At 64.6% G+C, this 16824-nt stretch carries 14 protein-coding genes; 11 read left to right on the forward strand and 3 right to left on the reverse strand.

Translation table 11 applies throughout. The annotated features are described in order from the left end of the window. Positions 1 to 119 precede the first annotated feature (119 nt). Positions 120 to 1169 (reverse strand): purine-nucleoside phosphorylase, encoded by a 1050-nt coding sequence (locus tag BG83_RS0108430; RefSeq protein ID WP_024976298.1) that lies wholly within the window; start codon positions 1167 to 1169, stop codon positions 120 to 122. Then, on the reverse strand, positions 1166 to 2281 hold the full coding sequence (locus BG83_RS0108435; RefSeq protein ID WP_024976299.1) for a purine-nucleoside phosphorylase: 1116 nt from the start codon (positions 2279 to 2281) through the stop codon (positions 1166 to 1168). Before BG83_RS0108435 ends, BG83_RS0108430 begins: the two co-directional genes overlap by 4 nt. A 412-nt stretch (positions 2282 to 2693) precedes the next feature. Here BG83_RS0108435 and BG83_RS0108440 point away from each other — a divergent pair, with 412 nt between their 5' ends. Then, positions 2694 to 4514: an ArnT family glycosyltransferase gene (locus tag BG83_RS0108440; RefSeq protein ID WP_024976300.1), complete on the forward strand. Its 1821-nt coding sequence runs from the start codon at positions 2694 to 2696 to the stop codon at positions 4512 to 4514. A 78-nt stretch (positions 4515 to 4592) separates the two neighbouring features. Here BG83_RS0108440 and alaS read toward each other — a convergent pair whose 3' ends face one another. Beyond that, a complete protein-coding gene (gene alaS, locus BG83_RS0108445; RefSeq protein WP_024976301.1) occupies positions 4593 to 7247 on the reverse strand; it encodes an alanine--tRNA ligase in 2655 nt (884 codons plus the stop codon). Positions 7248 to 7453: 206 nt separating this feature from the next. Between alaS and BG83_RS0108450 the strand changes: the two genes are divergently transcribed. The 10 genes from BG83_RS0108450 to BG83_RS0108495 all read left to right on the forward strand — a co-directional run bounded on the left by BG83_RS0108450 (position 7454) and on the right by BG83_RS0108495 (position 16774). Next, positions 7454 to 8674, forward strand: a complete 1221-nt coding sequence (locus BG83_RS0108450) for a CaiB/BaiF CoA transferase family protein (protein ID WP_024976302.1) — start codon at positions 7454 to 7456, stop codon at positions 8672 to 8674. 32 nt (positions 8675 to 8706) lie between these two features. Further along, positions 8707 to 9159 (forward strand): DUF2214 family protein, encoded by a 453-nt coding sequence (locus tag BG83_RS0108455; RefSeq protein WP_024976303.1) that lies wholly within the window; start codon positions 8707 to 8709, stop codon positions 9157 to 9159. A 296-nt stretch (positions 9160 to 9455) separates the two neighbouring features. Beyond that, complete coding sequence (locus BG83_RS0108460) at positions 9456 to 9878, forward strand: tripartite tricarboxylate transporter TctB family protein (RefSeq protein ID WP_235193185.1); 423 nt, start codon at positions 9456 to 9458, stop codon at positions 9876 to 9878. 19 nt (positions 9879 to 9897) lie between these two features. Then, a complete protein-coding gene (locus BG83_RS0108465; RefSeq protein ID WP_024976305.1) occupies positions 9898 to 11400 on the forward strand; it encodes a tripartite tricarboxylate transporter permease in 1503 nt (500 codons plus the stop codon). 200 nt (positions 11401 to 11600) lie between these two features. Next, positions 11601 to 12599: a lipase family alpha/beta hydrolase gene (locus tag BG83_RS0108470; RefSeq protein WP_024976306.1), complete on the forward strand. Its 999-nt coding sequence runs from the start codon at positions 11601 to 11603 to the stop codon at positions 12597 to 12599. Between the two features lie 53 nt (positions 12600 to 12652). Beyond that, a complete protein-coding gene (locus tag BG83_RS0108475; protein ID WP_235193172.1) occupies positions 12653 to 13675 on the forward strand; it encodes a lipase secretion chaperone in 1023 nt (340 codons plus the stop codon). 62 nt (positions 13676 to 13737) lie between these two features. Then, positions 13738 to 15468, forward strand: coding sequence for a glutamine--tRNA ligase/YqeY domain fusion protein (locus BG83_RS0108480; protein ID WP_024976308.1), 1731 nt, complete (start codon positions 13738 to 13740; stop codon positions 15466 to 15468). A gap of 44 nt (positions 15469 to 15512) precedes the next feature. Next, the gene (locus tag BG83_RS0108485) at positions 15513 to 16076 is read left to right on the forward strand and encodes a YceI family protein (RefSeq protein WP_024976309.1); all 564 of its coding nucleotides are present in this window, start codon (positions 15513 to 15515) and stop codon (positions 16074 to 16076) included. Positions 16077 to 16092: 16 nt separating this feature from the next. Beyond that, positions 16093 to 16314 carry an RNA-binding S4 domain-containing protein gene (locus tag BG83_RS0108490; protein WP_024976310.1) on the forward strand — a complete coding sequence of 74 codons (222 nt, stop codon included), beginning with the start codon at positions 16093 to 16095 and terminating at the stop codon, positions 16312 to 16314. A 76-nt stretch (positions 16315 to 16390) separates the two neighbouring features. Continuing rightward, positions 16391 to 16774, forward strand: a complete 384-nt coding sequence (locus BG83_RS0108495) for an MAPEG family protein (RefSeq protein ID WP_024976311.1) — start codon at positions 16391 to 16393, stop codon at positions 16772 to 16774. Positions 16775 to 16824: the final 50 nt, after the last annotated feature.

Raw genomic sequence — 16824 nt, forward strand, 5'->3', positions numbered from 1 at the left:
GGCAACCCGCTGGCTCGCCCGGCAAGAGCGATGGTCAGCGGTCAGGCAAGTTGCCCGTCGCCACCCATCAAATGAGAATGATTCGCATTATATAGATTGAAATGTGATGTCAGCAACTGTTAATTCGCCGGTACCCCCTGCTTCCACTGCGGCCAGTGCTGCACGATGTCGTCCAGCAACGGCTTGGCCGCATTGACGAGATTGTGCGTGGCCGGCACGAAACCGCCCTGCTGCGCGTAGTTGATGAGCCCGTCGGAGGCGCTCTGGCCATCGTAGGGGCGATCGAAGTCGGACCCGGCACGCAGCAATGCCACGCGGCTGAAATCGACCTTGCCCGCACGGGCGCCGCGCGTGAGCACTTCCAGTGTGGCGTTGTCCTCCTGCGCGGTCGTGCAGTACGTGCCCTTGTTGTCGGTCATCGTCTTCACCCAGTCACGCGCCCGCTGGCCCAGGTTGCGGCCGGCCCACCACGTATCTGCGGAAGCCACGTCGCACTGGATGACAGCGGGTGGCTGGTTGGCCGGCGCATAAGGGTAGTTCTTGCGGAAGGCGATGGCCTCGGGGCTGTCTTCCAGCGTCGCCGATTTCGACAGCGTGTAGGCCCGCTGCAGCAGCGTCTCGTTGAGCTGGAACACTTCGGTGCGGTAGTCCATCGGCGGCTTCTCGCCTGGGCCCTTGGTGCCGATGCCGAAGTAGCCGTATGGCCAGCCTGCCGGCATCTCGCGCGCATCGATCTCGTGCGAGAGGCCGTAATCGACCGCATACCGCGCCCACGCCGCCGAGCCCACCGTCCCCTGCGCCGGATCGATGCCCGCAATGCCGGCAATCACAAAGTAGGTGTGCGAGAGGTCCAGCTTGCTGCGATAGAGCAACGCGGAAATCGTCGATGCGGCATTCGCATAGCCCATGCCCGTGGTGACCTGGCAGATGCCGTCGTAGTTGCACAGCATGTTGGGCGCGTCGGGCGACAAGCCGGAGATGTAGACCTTCTCCTTCAGGTCGTAGCGGTCGATGAATGGCTGTGCCTCGCCCTGGAACATGTTGATGACGATGACTTTCACTCCGTCATACGCGCAACTGTTCAAGGTCAGCGCTGCGGCACCGACCGCACAGAGCTTGGCGATCGTACGCAAACGAGGCATGGGCATCTTGAGTCGGGAATCGATCATGGCGAGGGCACTCCGTGTTTCCACACGCTCCAGCGCGTGACGATCTCATTGACCAGCGGACCGCCCGCCAGATACAGGTTGTTGAGCGACGGCACAAACCCGCCCGAGTTGCTGTTGACCAGCGAGTCATACGGCGTCTGCCCCGGATACGGCCGGTCGAAGTTCGATGCAGTGCGCAGCACGGCCACACGCTGCAGGTCGAGCAGGCCTGCCTTGGAGCCACGCGTGAGCGCCTCGAACGTGGCGTTGTCTTCCTGCTGCGTGGTGCAGTAGGTGCCCTGCCCGTCCGTCAGCAGCTTGACCCATGCCGCTTCGCGCTCGCCCAGCTTGGCGCCGTGCCAGTACGTGTTGCCCGCAGCGGTGTCGCATTGCACGACTGAAGGCGGCTGGTTGGCCGGTGCGCTCGGGTAGTTGGCGCGATAGGCGCGTGCAGTTGCGTTGTCGTCCAACACCGCGCCCTTGGAAAGCGCCAGTGCCTTCTGTAGCAGCGCCTCGTTCACGCGGAAGACTTCGGTCTTGTAATCCAGCGGCGGCTTCTGCCCCGGGCCCTGTGTGTTGATGCCGATGAAGCCGTTGGGCCAGTTGGCGGGCACCTCGCGCGCATCGATCTCCCACGCGATGTCGCTGTCGACCAGGAAGCGCGCCCACGCAGCGCTGCCAAGCGTGCCCTGCGACGGGTCGATCCCGGCAATGCCCGCCACAAGGAAGTACGTGCGCTGCAGATCAAACTTGCCGCTGTAGATCAGCGCCGACACCGACGACGCGGCATTCGCCTTGCCCATGCCCGTGGTGAGCTGGCAGACGTCGCTGGCGTTGCAATGCACGTTCGGGTAATCGATGGACAGGCCCGGTACCGGCACGTCTTGCGTAAGGCCAAGCTTGTCGATCCACGGCTGCGCCTCGGGCGCGAACATGCTGATGATCAGCACCTTGACCTTGCGCGCGTGCGACTCCGGCGCAAGTTGCGCAACCGGTTGTGTCGATGCACCGACGCCGGCCGCCAGCAAAGCGCCAACCGCGACGGCACGCGCCAATCGTTTGCCTTTGCGCCCGAGCAGCCGGTGCGGCGGCTGCGGTGGCGGGGCGTCGACCTTGTCAGATAGGACGCTCATGGTTCTCCTCGGATTTGGGGATAGGGATGGGATCAACCCGTGCTGTGGGGAACAGCACGCGCCACCGATGCAAATTGCCTGCCAAGCGGCACACAATCCCTACACAATCGGCAACGTTTTCCCGGTATAGGCCATGGCGGGGCCTGTCTCCAGCCGGGCCGCGTTCCCGAGCTTGTTCTCACGGCGCAGACAAGCCCCAACGCGGGGCGCGCCGTGCCCTGAAAGCCGCGCGGCCTGCCCCACGGCAATCCGTTGCTCAGGTTTGTGAGGCGCCGCTCAGGGTCTCCGTAAGTTGTGCGTGATGTACTGCACACCGCCCCACCCGGACCGGATCGGGGCGTTCTGTCTGTCATCCAAGCCGATCGGCCCGCCACCTTCCGGGCCGCATCCAGCAAACCGGAAACCTCGCACCATGCAGGAACCCACACGCCCTGGACGGCGGAGCGCACACACGCCCGCCGCGACCACGCACGTGCGTGACTTCACAGCAAATCCTGCCCTGCTCGCCTCAGGTGGGGTGATCGCACCCGCGGCCCCATCAGTGCGCGCGTGGCCATGGCAAGCGTTGCGCAAATGGCTTCTCGTCGCGTTGATCGCCTGCGCCTACCTGCTGCCCGGCACCCTCGGCCACGACCCATGGAAGCAGGACGAAACCTATACGTTCGGCATCGTCCAGCACATGGTGGAAACCGGCGACGCGATCGTGCCGGTCAGCGCCGGCCAACCCTTTGTCGAGAAACCACCGCTCTATGCGTGGACGGCCAGCGCGCTGGTCTGGCTGCTGGCGGACGTGCTGCCCGCGCATGACGCCGCGCGGCTCGCGAGTGCGCTGTTTGCCGGACTGGCCCTTGCGTTCACCGCGCGGCTCGCGCGGGCGACGACAGGTGCATCTTCATGGACAGACGCGCGCGTGCTGGGCACAGTGGCGCTGTGCGCAGGCTCGCTGATCGTCGTCAAGCACGCGCACGAGATGATCACCGACGTGGCGTTGCTGGCTGGCACTGCCATCGGCTTCTGCGGGTTGTTCGAATGCGCGCTGCCGGCAACGCGTTCACGCGGCTCCGCATGGCTGCTTGGCATCGGTATGGGAATGGCGTTGCTGGCCAAGGGCGTATTCATCCCGCTGGTGTTCTGCATCACCATCGCCAGCGCGTGCGTGCTGCTTCCCGCGTGCCGCAGTCGCGCGTTCGCAAAACAACTCGGCACCGCGGCACTCGTCTTCCTTCCATTCGCCACGATCTGGCCGACGCTCCTCTACCTACGCGCGCCGGACCTCTTCCGTGTCTGGTTCTGGGACAACAACATCGGCCGCTTTCTGGGCTTTTCCGTACCCGTGCTGGGCGCGGAGAACGACGATCCGTTCTACGTCTGGCATTCATTGCTGACCATCGGGTTTCCAGCCGGCCCACTCGCGCTCGTCGCACTGGTTGGCGGCGCGTGGCGTGATTGGCGTACACCGCGTGTGGCGCTGCCACTGGCGTTCGCGGCTGTGGGGCTGCTTGCACTCCAGGTCTCGGCGACAGCCCGCCCGCTGTATCTGCTGCCGTTCATCGTGCCGCTGGCGATGCTGGGCCAGCAGGCGATCGCACGGCTGCCGACGCGCGCGCACGCCGTGTGGGATTACTTCAGCCGCGCGCTGTTCGGCAGCATCGTGCTGCTTGCGTGGCTGCTATGGGCCGTCATGACGGAAAGCGCATCGCGTGCAGGCCTGCTCTGGCTCGACCGCTGGTTACCGGTCGCCTGGATCTTGCCGATTCACCCCACGCTGGTGGCCGCAGCACTCGCCCTGACAGGGGGATGGATCTGGCTGCTGCCACGGCTGAAGCAAGCCGGCGCATGGCGCGGTGCACTGTCGTGGGCAGCCGGCGCCCTGGTCGGCTGGGGGTTGATCGGTACCCTCCTGCTGCCCTGGTTGGACGAGGCCAAGAGCTATCGCTCCGTGTTCGACAGTCTCAGTGCCAAGCTGGCGCCTGCATGGCGCGCCAATGATTGCATGGCGAGCCTGCATCTGGGCGAATCGGAAGCGCCCATGCTGCGCTACTTCACCGGCATCCTCCACCAGCCCGTTGCGCAATCCACCGCGCACAATTGCCGATGGCTGATCGTCCAGGACAGCCATTCGCACGCGCGAACGCCCGGAGATGAGTGGACCTTGTTCTGGTCGGGCGCGCGCCATGGCGATCGGAACGAACGGCTGCGCGTTTTCCGGCTGGAAACTACGCCGCCTCGCTGATCGCCCCAAAACAAAACGGCGCGCGCCCCGTTGCCGGGAACGCGCGCCGTTCAGCGCATCCGATGCGAAGGCGTTACATCAGACCTTCTGCTGCACCCACGCTGCCACACCGGCCAGCGCCTGCGGCAGGTTGTCCGGCTCCGTGCCGCCGGCCTGCGCCATGTCCGGACGGCCGCCGCCCTTGCCGCCGACCTGCTGGGCGACAAAGTTGACCAGTTCGCCAGCCTTGACCTTGCCCGTGGCGTCAGCCGTCACGCCGGCGATCAGCGCGACCTTGCCGTCAGTCACGCTGCCCAGCACGATGGCCGCGGTCTGCAGCTTGTCCTTGAGCTTGTCCATGGTCTCGCGCAGCGTCTTGGCATCGGCGCCATCCAGCTTTGCGGCCAGCACCTTGATGCCGGCAACGTCCACCGCCTGGCTCACCAGTTCGTCGCCCTGGCTTGCGGCCAGCTTCGACTTCAGGCGCTCCAGCTCCTTCTCCAGCGTCTTGACCTGATCCTGCACCTGGCCGATACGCTGCGTCAGTTCCGACGGCTGCGCACGCAGTGCGGCGGCCGCTTCGTTGATGCGCGTATCGAGCGTCTGCAGGTAATGCAGCACGTTGTCGCCGGTGATCGCTTCCACGCGGCGGATGCCGGCTGCCACGCCCGATTCGCTCACGATCTTGAACAGGCCGATGTCGCCCGTGCGCGCCACGTGCGTGCCGCCACACAGTTCCCTCGACGAACCAATCGACAGCACGCGCACTTCATCGCCGTACTTCTCGCCAAACAGGGCCATCGCGCCATTCTTGACCGCATCGTCAAAGCCCATGAGCTGGGCGCTCGTCGCAGCGTTGGCGAAGATTTCTGCGTTCACGCGGGCTTCCACTTCGCGAATCTGCAGCGGCGTCATCGGCGCGTTGTGCGAGAAGTCGAAGCGTGTCTTTTCCGCATCGACCAGCGAGCCCTTCTGCTGCACGTGGCTGCCCAGCACTTCACGCAGGGCTTTGTGCATCAGGTGGGTGGCCGAGTGGTTGCGCATGGTGCGCGCACGGCGCACGGCGTCCACTTCCGCCGCCACGGCATCGCCAACCTTCAGCACGCCGGTGCGCAGCTCGCCGTGGTGGCCGAACACTTCCGGCTGCACCTTGAGCGTGTCGGCCACGTCAAACCAGACGGTCGCGGCCTTGAGCGTGCCCTGGTCGCCAACCTGGCCGCCCGATTCCGCATAGAACGGGGTGTGGTCCAGCACCACCACGCCGGTCTGGCCCGGGTGCATTTCCTGCACCGACGCACCGTCCACAAACAGCGCCGTCACACGCGCGGTTTCGCGCACGAGCTGGTCGTAGCCGTGGAAGGTGGTCTTGTCGCCGGTGTAGTCGAGCGTGCCGGCGACCATCTTGAACTTGCCGGCCGCGCGTGCCTGCTCGCGCTGGCGGTTCATGGCGGCGTCAAAGGCGGCTTCGTCGACGATCACGTCGTTCTCGCGGCAGACGTCTTGCGTCAGGTCCAGCGGGAAACCGAAGGTGTCGTGCAGCTTGAAGGCGAGTTCGCCGTCGAGCATCCGCTCTTTCCCATCCTGGCCCGACGTCTTCAGCTCACCCAGCGCAGCGTCGAGGATCGACATGCCGTGCTCGATGGTCTCGAAGAAGCGGGCTTCTTCCGTGCGTAGCACCTCGACCACGCGGTCGCGCGCCTCGCGCAGTTCCGGATAGGCTTCGCCCATCTGCGCCACAAGATCGTCCACGAGCTTGTGGAAGAACGCAGCGCGGCAGCCCAGCTTGTAGCCGTGGCGGATGGCGCGGCGGATGATCCGGCGCAGCACGTAACCGCGGCCTTCATTGCCCGGGATCACGCCGTCGACGATCAGGAACGAGCACGCGCGAATGTGGTCGGCAATCACGCGCAGCGAGTTGTTGGCCAGATCCTTGGTGTTGGTCTCGCGCGCAGCCGCTGCGATGAGCGCCTGGAACAGGTCGATCTCGTAGTTGCTGTGCACGTGCTGCAGGATTGCAGCCAGACGCTCCATGCCCATGCCGGTGTCGACGCACGGTGCGGGCAGCGGGGTCAGCGTGTATTCGCCGGTCGCCGGATCGAGCTGGCGATCGAACTGCATGAACACGTTGTTCCAGATTTCGATGTAGCGGTCGCCGTCGGCTTCCGGGCTTCCCGGGGGGCCGCCCCATACGTCCGGGCCATGGTCGTAGAAGATTTCCGAGCAGGGGCCGCACGGGCCGGTTTCGGCCATCTGCCAGAAGTTGTCGGAGGCGTACGGTGCGCCCTTGTTGTCGCCGATGCGCACGACGCGCTCCGGCGGCAGGCCGATCACCTTGGTCCAGATGTCGTAGGCCTCATCGTCGGTCTGGTAGACGGTGGCCCACAGCTTGTCGGCCGGCAGCTTGTATTCCTGGGTCAGCAACTCCCACGCCCACACGAGTGCATCGCGCTTGAAGTAGTCGCCGAACGACCAGTTGCCCAGCATTTCGAAGAACGTATGGTGACGCGCCGTATAGCCGACGTTTTCCAGGTCGTTGTGCTTGCCGCCGGCGCGCAGGCAGCGCTGCACGGAAGCCGCACGCACGTACGGGCGCTTGTCGGTACCAAGGAAGACGTCTTTGAACTGCACCATGCCGGAGTTGGTGAACAGCAACGTCGGGTCGTTGCCCGGCACCAGCGGCGAGGAGCGCACCACGGTGTGGCCCTTGCCCTCAAAGAAGGTCAGGAATTTTTGGCGGATATCGGAGGCTTTCATGTCGCGGGGTGCCGGAGTCAGCATTGCGCCTCGGAGCATCCGCTCCTGAGCGCCTTGGATTAGTGCAAACCGTTGATTATACGGGGTTCGCACCCCGGTCGCGTCCATTCTGCGCCGCATTTTCCCCGGTTGGTCGCATGGGGCTGCGGCCCTGCCGGGGCGTGGTGTAGAGTGCACCCGTTCCAATCGTGTCGATTCGTCAATCCATGGGCGCTCTGAGCCATCTCCGTGTTCTCGACCTGACCCGCGTGCTTGCCGGCCCCTGGTGCGCGCAGAATCTTGCCGATTTCGGCGCCGACGTCATCAAGGTCGAACGCCCCGGCGCCGGCGACGACACGCGCACATGGGGCCCGCCGTGGCTCAAGGACGAAGCGGGCAACAACACCGCCGAAGCCGCTTATTACCTCGCGGCCAATCGAAACAAGCGCTCGATCACCGTCGATATCAGCACGCCCGAGGGCCAGGACATCGTCCGCAAGCTCGCGGCACATGCAGACGTGGTGCTCGAAAACTACAAGGTCGGCCAACTCAAGAAATACGGGCTCGACTACGCATCGCTCAAGGCGGTAAAGCCGGACCTCGTCTACTGCTCCATCACGGGCTTCGGCCAGACCGGCCCTTACGCCGCGCGCGCCGGCTACGACTTCATCGTGCAAGGCATGGGCGGCTTCATGAGCCTGACCGGCGAGCGCGACGACCTGCCCGGCGGCGGCCCGCAGAAGGCCGGCGTGGCCATTTCGGATTTGATGACCGGCATGTACGCCACCGTGGCCGTGCTGGCCGCCCTTGCCCATCGTGACCGCACCGGCGAGGGCCAGTACATCGACATGGCGTTGCTCGACGTGCAGGTCGCGATGCTGGCGAACATGAACACGAACTATCTGGCCAGCGGTCAGGCACCCAAGCGCTGGGGCAACGCGCACCCGAACATCGTGCCGTATCAGACGTTCCAGGCCGCCAATGGCTGGATCATCGTGGCAGTCGGCAATGACGGCCAGTTTCGCCGCTTTGTCGAAGCCGGCGGCATGCCCGAACTGGCCGACGACCCGCGCTTTGCCACCAACCCGCAGCGCGTAGCCAACCGCGACGTGCTGGTGCCGATCCTGGCCGAGATGGTCAAACGCTTCGGCAAAGGCGAATGGATCGACAAGCTCGAAGCCGCCGGCGTACCGTGCGGCCCGATCAACTCGCTCGACGAGGTGTTCGACAACGAGCAGGTGCAGGCGCGCGGACTGCGCGTCGACCTGCCTCACCCGAGCGCCGGTAACGTCAAGCTGGTCGGCAGCCCGGTCAAGATGAGTGCCACGCCACCCAAGGCCGCTAGCCACCCGCCGCTGCTGGGCGAACACACCGAAACCGTGCTGCGCGACGTGCTCGACTTCTCACCCGAGCAGGTCGAAGCACTGCGCGCGCAAGGCGTCATCTAATCGCAACTTCTTCCACCCAAGACGAGGTCCTCATGTGGCTTGATGCGTTGCTGGCTTACCTGCATTACATCTCGATCTTCACGCTGATCGTCTTTCTCACCGCCGAGGCCGTGGTGCTGCGCCCGGACATGACGCCCGAGACGCGCAAGCGCCTGGCGCGTTATGACGCCGTGTTCGGCTTCGCCGCGCTCGCGGTGCTGATAACAGGGTTGCTGCGCGTGGTCTACGGCGCCAAAGGCTACGCGTTCTACGTTCACAACCCGGTATTCCACGTCAAGGTTGGCCTGTTCGTCCTGATCGGGCTGATGTCGATCATTCCGACCATCAACATCCTGCGCTGGAAGAAGCAAGGCAAGACCTTGCCCGACTTCGTGCCCACGCCCGCGGAAATTGCGAAAACGCGGCGTTGGGTCATGATCGAGTCGCACCTGATCATCTTCATTCCGCTGGCGGCTGTGTTGATGGCGCGTGGTATCGGCATGTAAATGCACAGGGCCGCGCAACCGCATTGCTCGGCCCCAAGTTTTCCCCCAGGCAACGCTAGGGACAAACCCTGAACCGTTTGCCTAGGCGCCGCGCGAGGCCATGAGAACGCCCGCCTTCCCCTCCGCAAGGTGCTTGAAAGCCGGTCTGCTTAGCGTGCAAACTTGGCCGCCTTACAAGGCATAAGTTGGCCTGCCATACCCGGCGCTGCACGCCACCCCCGAGGAGACCAGACTTGCAGAACGATCCACAAGGTCGTCCGGTGATCCGCAGTCACCAGGACTTTGCATCCGGCGTCATGTTCATCGTCGCCGGTGCGGCGTTTGCCATTCTGGCGCGCAGCTACCGCATGGGTACGGCCAGCAGCATGGGCCCGGGCTATTTCCCGTTCTGGCTGGGCGTTGTGCTCGTCCTGCTGGGCGTGGTGGTGGTCGTGCAATCCCTCTCGCGCAAGGGCGTGGTCGATCGCATTCCGCGCTGGGACGTCAAAACGCTGCTGTGGGTTCTCGGCTCCGTGGTGCTGTTCGGGCTGCTGCTGCAACCGCTTGGGCTGGTGCTCTCGATTGTGGTGCTCGTGCTGGTCTCCAGCATGGCTAGCCACGAGTTCACGCTCAAGGGCGCCGCCGGCACCGCCATCGTGATGGTGGTGATGAGCCTCGCGGCCTTCGTCTACGGGCTCAAGCTGCAGTTTCCGGTGTGGCCTGCCTTCATCGGCAATTGAGCGGGACGCGGACGACACCATGGACCTCTTTGCCAATCTCGCGCTCGGCTTCTCCACCGCGCTCTCCATACAGAACCTGATCTACGCGTTCATTGGCTGCGTGCTCGGTACGCTGATCGGCGTGCTGCCGGGCCTTGGCCCCATCGCCACGATTGCGATGCTGCTGCCCGCCACATACGCGCTGCCTCCGGTGGCCGCGCTGATCATGCTGGCCGGCATTTACTACGGTGCGCAGTACGGCGGCTCCACCACAGCCATCCTCGTCAACCTGCCGGGCGAATCTTCGTCTGTCGTCACGACCATCGACGGCTACCAGATGGCACGACGGGGGCGCGCAGGCGTGGCGCTGGCCACGGCGGGCCTCGGCTCGTTCTTCGCAGGCTGCGTGGCAACGCTGGTACTGGCAGCGTTTGCCACGCCGCTGTCGGAATTCGCGTTCAACTTTGGGCCGGCGGAGTATTTCTCGCTGATGGTGCTGGGCCTGATCGGGGCGGTGGTGCTGGCCTCGGGCTCGCTCATCAAGGCGATCGCGATGATCGTGCTGGGCCTGTCGCTCGGTCTGGTCGGCACCGATGTGAACTCGGGCACCGCGCGTTATTCGTTTGACGTGCCGGAGTTGGCCGACGGGCTGAACTTCGTGTCGGTGGCGATGGGCGTGTTCGGCTTTGCCGAGATCATCGCCAACCTCGAGCAGAAGGAGCACCGCGAAACCTTTGTCGAGCACGTGCGCAACCTCTGGCCCAGCCGCGAAGACTTCAAGCGCATGATCCCGGCCGTGCTGCGTGGCACGGCGCTCGGCTCGCTGCTGGGCATCCTGCCCGGCGGTGGCGCGACGCTGGCGTCGTTTGCGTCGTACTCGCTGGAGAAGAAGACGTCGAAGTATTCACACGAGTTCGGCAAGGGCGCCATCGAGGGTGTGGCCGGTCCGGAATCGGCCAACAACGCTGCCGCGCAGACATCCTTCATTCCGTTGCTCACGCTGGGCATTCCTCCCAATGCGGTGATGGCGCTGATGGTGGGCGCGATGACGATCCACAACATCCAGCCCGGCCCCCAGGTGATGACCAGCAACCCCGCGCTGTTCTGGGGCCTGATCGCCTCGATGTGGATCGGCAACCTGATGCTCATCGTGCTGAACCTGCCGATGATCGGCGTGTGGGTGCGTCTGTTGAAGGTGCCCTATCGCTTCCTGTATCCGGCCATCCTGGTGTTCTGCTGCATCGGCGTGTATTCGGTCTCGAATACGACGTTCGATATCTTCCAGACGGCGCTCTTCGGATTGATCGGCTACATGTTCGTGAAGCTGCGCTGCGAACCGGCGCCAATGCTGCTCGGCTTCGTGCTCGGGCCGATGATGGAAGAGAACTTTCGCCGTGCGCTGCTGCTCTCGCGCGGGGATTTCTCTACCTTCGTCACGCGGCCGCTGTCGCTGGGGCTGCTGATTGCGGCGAGCATCCTGGTCTTGCTGGTGGCGCTGCCGGCCATCAACAGAAAACGCGAGGAAGCGTTTCAAGAAGAATAAGAACGGCGAGAACGGCGACGTTGCTGCATCGCACCCTACGAAACCGGAGGCCCGCCCTCCGGTTTTTGTTTGCGCACGCGGCAACGCAGCATTAGAGCCAAACCTCCACTCCAGTTGACGTTGGACGCGGCGCTTCGGATAACGGAGGGCGATCGGCCCGTAGAGGTCGACCACCAATCCAATGTCCAGGAGACAACCGAATGTCACAGACTTCCCTGCTCCATGCTGTCTATGGATCAGCGCGCAGCTTCCTGCGCACGCACGCTGCAGCCGCCGTCTTGGCCACATCCGCCCTCACCTTGGTTGCGGCCGCGCCCGCTCAAGCCGCCAGCACGTATGCCGCCACCAAGTACCCGATCGTGCTGGTGCACGGCCTGTCGGGCACCAGCAAGTTCCTCGGCGTGGTCGATTACTGGTACCAGATTCCGGAAGACCTGCGCGCCAACGGCGCCAATGTCTATGTGGCCGACGTGTCCGCCTTCAACGATGAAACCGTGCGCGGCGAACAGCTCGTCAGCCAGATCCGCAGCGTGCTGGCCACCACGGGCGCCGCCAAGGTCAACCTCATTGGACACAGCCAGGGCGGACTGACATCGCGCTATGCAGCCGCCGTGGTACCGAACCTCGTGGCCTCCGTCACCACCATCGGCACGCCCCACAAGGGGTCAGAGTTTGCGGACTTTGTGGAGTCGACACCCGCTCCGTTCCAAGCGCTCGTGAACCTCGGCGCGGACGTATTCGGCTCGGTGCTCGGCTGGTTCAACGGCAACAGCAATCCGCAGAATGGTTTTGCGGCGCTGCATATCCTGTCGACGTCGGGCGCCGCCGATTTCAACAAGGCATTCCCGAGCGCGGGCCTGGCCAGCGGGTGCAACACCGGCAGCGCCACCGACGTGCGCAACGGCAACGTGCAGAAGCTGTATTCGTGGACGGGCCGCTCCACCGCCACCAACCTTCTCGACGTGTTTGATCCGGTGCTGGTGTTCAGCGGCGGCGTCATGCAGGCGCGCGGCTCGGGAACAAACGATGGGCTCGTCTCCGTGTGCAGCGCGAAGTTCGGGCAGGTCTTGTCGACGGATTACGCGTGGAATCACCTCGATGAGGTCAACCAGTTGCTTGGGCTGATCGGCTGGGGCGCAGCGGACCCCGTTGCGGTGATTCGTACACAAGCCAATCGACTGAAGACGGCAGGCCTCTAACCCTCCACGCGCTGAACGCCACGATGAAGCCCCAATCGCCATCGATACAACCCATGACGTTTGTTGTTGCCGTGCTGGTGGCGGTGTCGGTCGCGGGCGGGGTCTACTGGTGGCACACGTCAGATGCGCCGCAGACCCCTGCGGCATCGCAGCCGCAGGCGGCCAAGGGCGCATTCATCGGCAGTGTGGGCGGCGAACCGTTGACGGCGGGCGCGCCGGCACCCGAGCTGGCCGACACACAGGCGCCGGACGGCCTGCACGTCGATGCACACGGCCACCTCATCGTCGAAGCCGCCAACCGCGCGGTGTTCGACTACTTCCTCGACGTGCCCGCGTCGCTGCCCGAAGCGCAGCGTGTGTCGATGGCTGAGGCGCATCTGCGCGCCAAGCTGGTCACGCCGGCGCTGGCGGAGGCGCAATCGCTGCTGCAGCACTACCTCGCCTATCGCAAGGCAGCGGCAGAACACGGCGGCGCAAGCCGCAACAAGCCGAGCGTAGAACAAGTCCAGCAGCGCCCCGAGCTGATCGCCACGCTGCGCCAGCAGTTGAGCGAGCGCACCGCGCAGCGCCGCCAATACCTGGGGGCGGACGTCGCCCAGGCCTGGTACGGCGATGACGACGCGATGGACGCCGCCGCGCTGGACCGCCTGGCCGTGATGGCCGACCCGTCGCTCACGCCGGAACAGCGCGCGGCCAGGATCGCCGCCATCGATGCCAACCTGCCGCCCTCGGTGCAGCAGGCGCGCCGCGATGCCTCTGCTCCCCTCAAGCTCGCCAGCGACATGGAAACGTGGACGAAGCAAGGCATGAGCGAGGCCGAGATGCGCCAGCGCCTGTCAGCCCGGGGCGTGGACAGCCTCGTGGCCGACCGCCTGATCCAGGGCAACCGCGAAGAAGCCGACTGGCGCAGCCGCTACGACACCTACACCCACGAACGCGATCGAATCAACGCCTTTACTGGCCTGTCGGAAGCCGATCGCGCAGCGCAAATCGCGCAACTGCGTCAGCAGACGTTCACCGCCTCGAATGAGCTGTTGCGCGCACAGGCGCTCGACGGTCTGGCCCAGCGCAAATAGCGTCCAGGGGCGTAGACCGCCGGGCACGGTAAAATCACGGGATTGCCGAATCACGCACTCCCATGAGCCAAGACAACGCCGCCGCCCCCACGTCCAACTTCCTGCGCCAGATCATTGACGGCGACCTCGCGCAAGGCACCTACGCCAATCGCCAGGACGCCACGGGTCAGCCGATCCCGCCGGTGGTCACGCGCTTTCCGCCGGAGCCCAATGGCTACCTGCACATCGGTCACGCCAAGAGCATCTGGGTGAACTTCGGCATGGCCAAGGATTACAACGGCCGCTGCCACCTGCGCTTTGACGACACCAACCCCGTCAAAGAAGACACCGAATACGTCGATTCCATCATCGACGCCGTGCACTGGCTCGGCTATTCGTGGAACGACGCCGGCGGCGAGCATCTCTATTACGCCAGCGACTATTTCGAGCAGCTCTACGGTTTTGCTGAAGTGCTGATCCAGCGCGGCGCGGCCTACGTCGACAGCCAGAGCGCCGAACAGATCGCCGCCAACCGGGGCGATTTCACCAGGCCGGGCACGCCGTCGCCGTTCCGTGATCGCTCAGTTGACGAAAACCTGGCGCTGTTCCGCGATATGCGCGCGGGCAAATACAAGGACGGCGAACTGGTGCTGCGCGCCAAGATCGACATGGCCGCGCCCAATATCGTGATGCGCGATCCGGTGCTGTATCGCATCCGCCATGCGCATCACCACCGCACCGGCGACGCGTGGTGCATCTACCCGATGTACGACTTCACGCATTGCATTTCCGATGCGCTGGAGAACATCACCCATTCGCTGTGCACGCTCGAATTCGAGAACAACCGCCCGCTGTACGACTGGGTGCTCGACCACCTGCGCGACGCCGGCGTGCTGCCCGCGCCGTTGCCGCATCAATACGAATTCGCGCGCCTGCACCTGACATACGCCATCACCAGCAAGCGCAAGCTGCTGCAACTGGTGACGGAAAAGCGTGTTGACGGCTGGGACGACCCGCGCATGCCGACGCTCGTTGGCATCCGCCGCCGCGGCTATACGCCGGAATCGATCCAGCTCTTCTGCGAACGCGTTGGCGTGTCGAAGGCTGACAGCTGGATCGACATGAGCATCCTGGAAGGCGCCGTGCGCGACGACCTCGATGCCCGTGCGCCGCGCTCGGTGGCCGTGCTGGACCCGGTCAAGCTGGTGCTCGACAACGTGCCGGCCGATTTCAATGAGCCGTGCTCCGCACCCGTGCATCCGAAGCAGCCCGAACTCGGCCGCCGCGAATTTCCGCTCACACGTGAGCTGTGGATCGAGCGCGAGGACTTTACCGAGACGCCGCCCAAGGGCTACTTCCGCCTCTTCCCGGGCAACAAGGTGCGCCTGCGATACGGCTATGTGATCGAATGCACCGGCTGCGACAAGGATGCCGCCGGCAACATCACCGCCGTGCACGCCAACATCATTCCGGACACGAAGAGTGGCACGCCGGGTGCTGACAGCGTGAAGGTGAAGGGCAACATCCACTGGGTGAGCGCCGCACATGCGCTGGAAGCTGAAGTGCGCCTGTACGACCGCCTGTTCAGCGACCCGCAACCGGATTCGGGCGACAAGAACTTCCTGGATGCGCTCAACCCGGACTCCAAGAAGATCGTCACGGCCTACCTGGAGCCGACGCTGGCAACTGCCAAGGCGGAAGACCGCTTCCAGTTCGAGCGCCATGGCTACTTTGTGGCTGACCGCACCGACTCGCAACCGGGCAAGCCCGTGTTCAACCGCGTGGTCGGCCTGAAAGACAGCTGGGGCAAGTAAACACGGGCCCATGCGCGCCATGGGCCTCTGATATCGGAGGCATCATGCGTGCATGGATCCTATTGCTGGCCGGGTTGTTCACCACTCCCGCCTTCGCCACGTCATTTGCGCCAGACCTGACGCACACATCGGTTTACTTCGGCGCATCGCACTTCGATCGCAGCACAATGCGCGGCCGCTTCGACAAGATCGACGGCGCCATCAACTTCGATGAAGCCACCAACCAGGGCGGCATCGATTTCACCGTCGATGCTGCATCCGTCAACACGGGCCTGCGAGTGCTGGACGGTGTGCTGAAATCCGAGCAGTTTCTCGACGCGGCGCAGTATCCGGTCATCCGCCTGCGCAGCGACCGCTTTGTCGTGGAAGGCGGCAAGCTTGCCGCCATCGAGGCCAAGCTGACGCTGCACGGCGTGACGCAGCCTGTGCGGCTGGAGGCGCTCCGCTTCAGTTGTGGCGACGAGAAGATGCCCGGCAGCACACGCCACGTCTGCGGGGGCGATTTCCACCTCTCCATTGCCCGTAGCGCCTTCGGCATGACGCGCTTTCTGCCCGACGTGGGGGACCGCGTCGACCTCGATATCAGCGTGGAAGCCACGCCTCAATAAACCTCGCAATCCATCCATGCCCAATATTGATTTCGCCCTGACCACCGAATACATCGAGCTGCACAAGCTGCTCAAGCTCACCGGCGTGGTGGACAGCGGCGGCGCCGGCAAGGCTGTGGTCGCCGATGGCGCGGTCACGGTCGACGGCCAACCGGAGCTGCGCAAGACGGCCAAGATTCGCGCAGGCCAGGTGGTCATGCTCGGGGATGTGCGCATTGCCGTGCAGGGTGTCGACTAGCGCCTCAGGTGTTTGAAAACGCACCTTATGCTAGGGTGCGGCACCCTCACAACCATCCACATCCAGGAGACTGACCATGCCGATCGCCCTCTGGTGCGTTCTGGTGGCAGCGGTGTTGCCGATCGTGTGCGTCGGCATCGCCAAGGCCAAAGGCCCGCGGTACGACAACCGCAATCCGCGCGCGTGGCTTGCACAGCAAACCGGCGCAGCGGGCCGTGCCGCAGCCGCACAGCAGAATCACTTTGAAGCGTTTCCGTTCTTTGCGGTGGCCGTGCTGGTGGCCATCCTGGGCGGCGGTGTCATCGACCGCATCAACCTGCTGGCCATCGCGTTCATCGTGGTGCGCGTGCTGTACACGGTGTGTTATCTCGCCAACTGGGCACCGCTGCGTTCGCTGATGTGGTTTGCGGGTTTTGCCTTGTGCGTTGCGCTGTTCGTTCAACCCGCCTTCGCGCACTGAACATCCGCTCTGCCAACAAAAACGGCGCCCAGGTGGCGCCGTTTTCTTTT

Origin of the sequence: Ralstonia pickettii, assembly GCF_000607165.1 — a bacterium.
Taxonomy (GTDB): Bacteria; Pseudomonadota; Gammaproteobacteria; order Burkholderiales; family Burkholderiaceae; genus Ralstonia; species Ralstonia holmesii.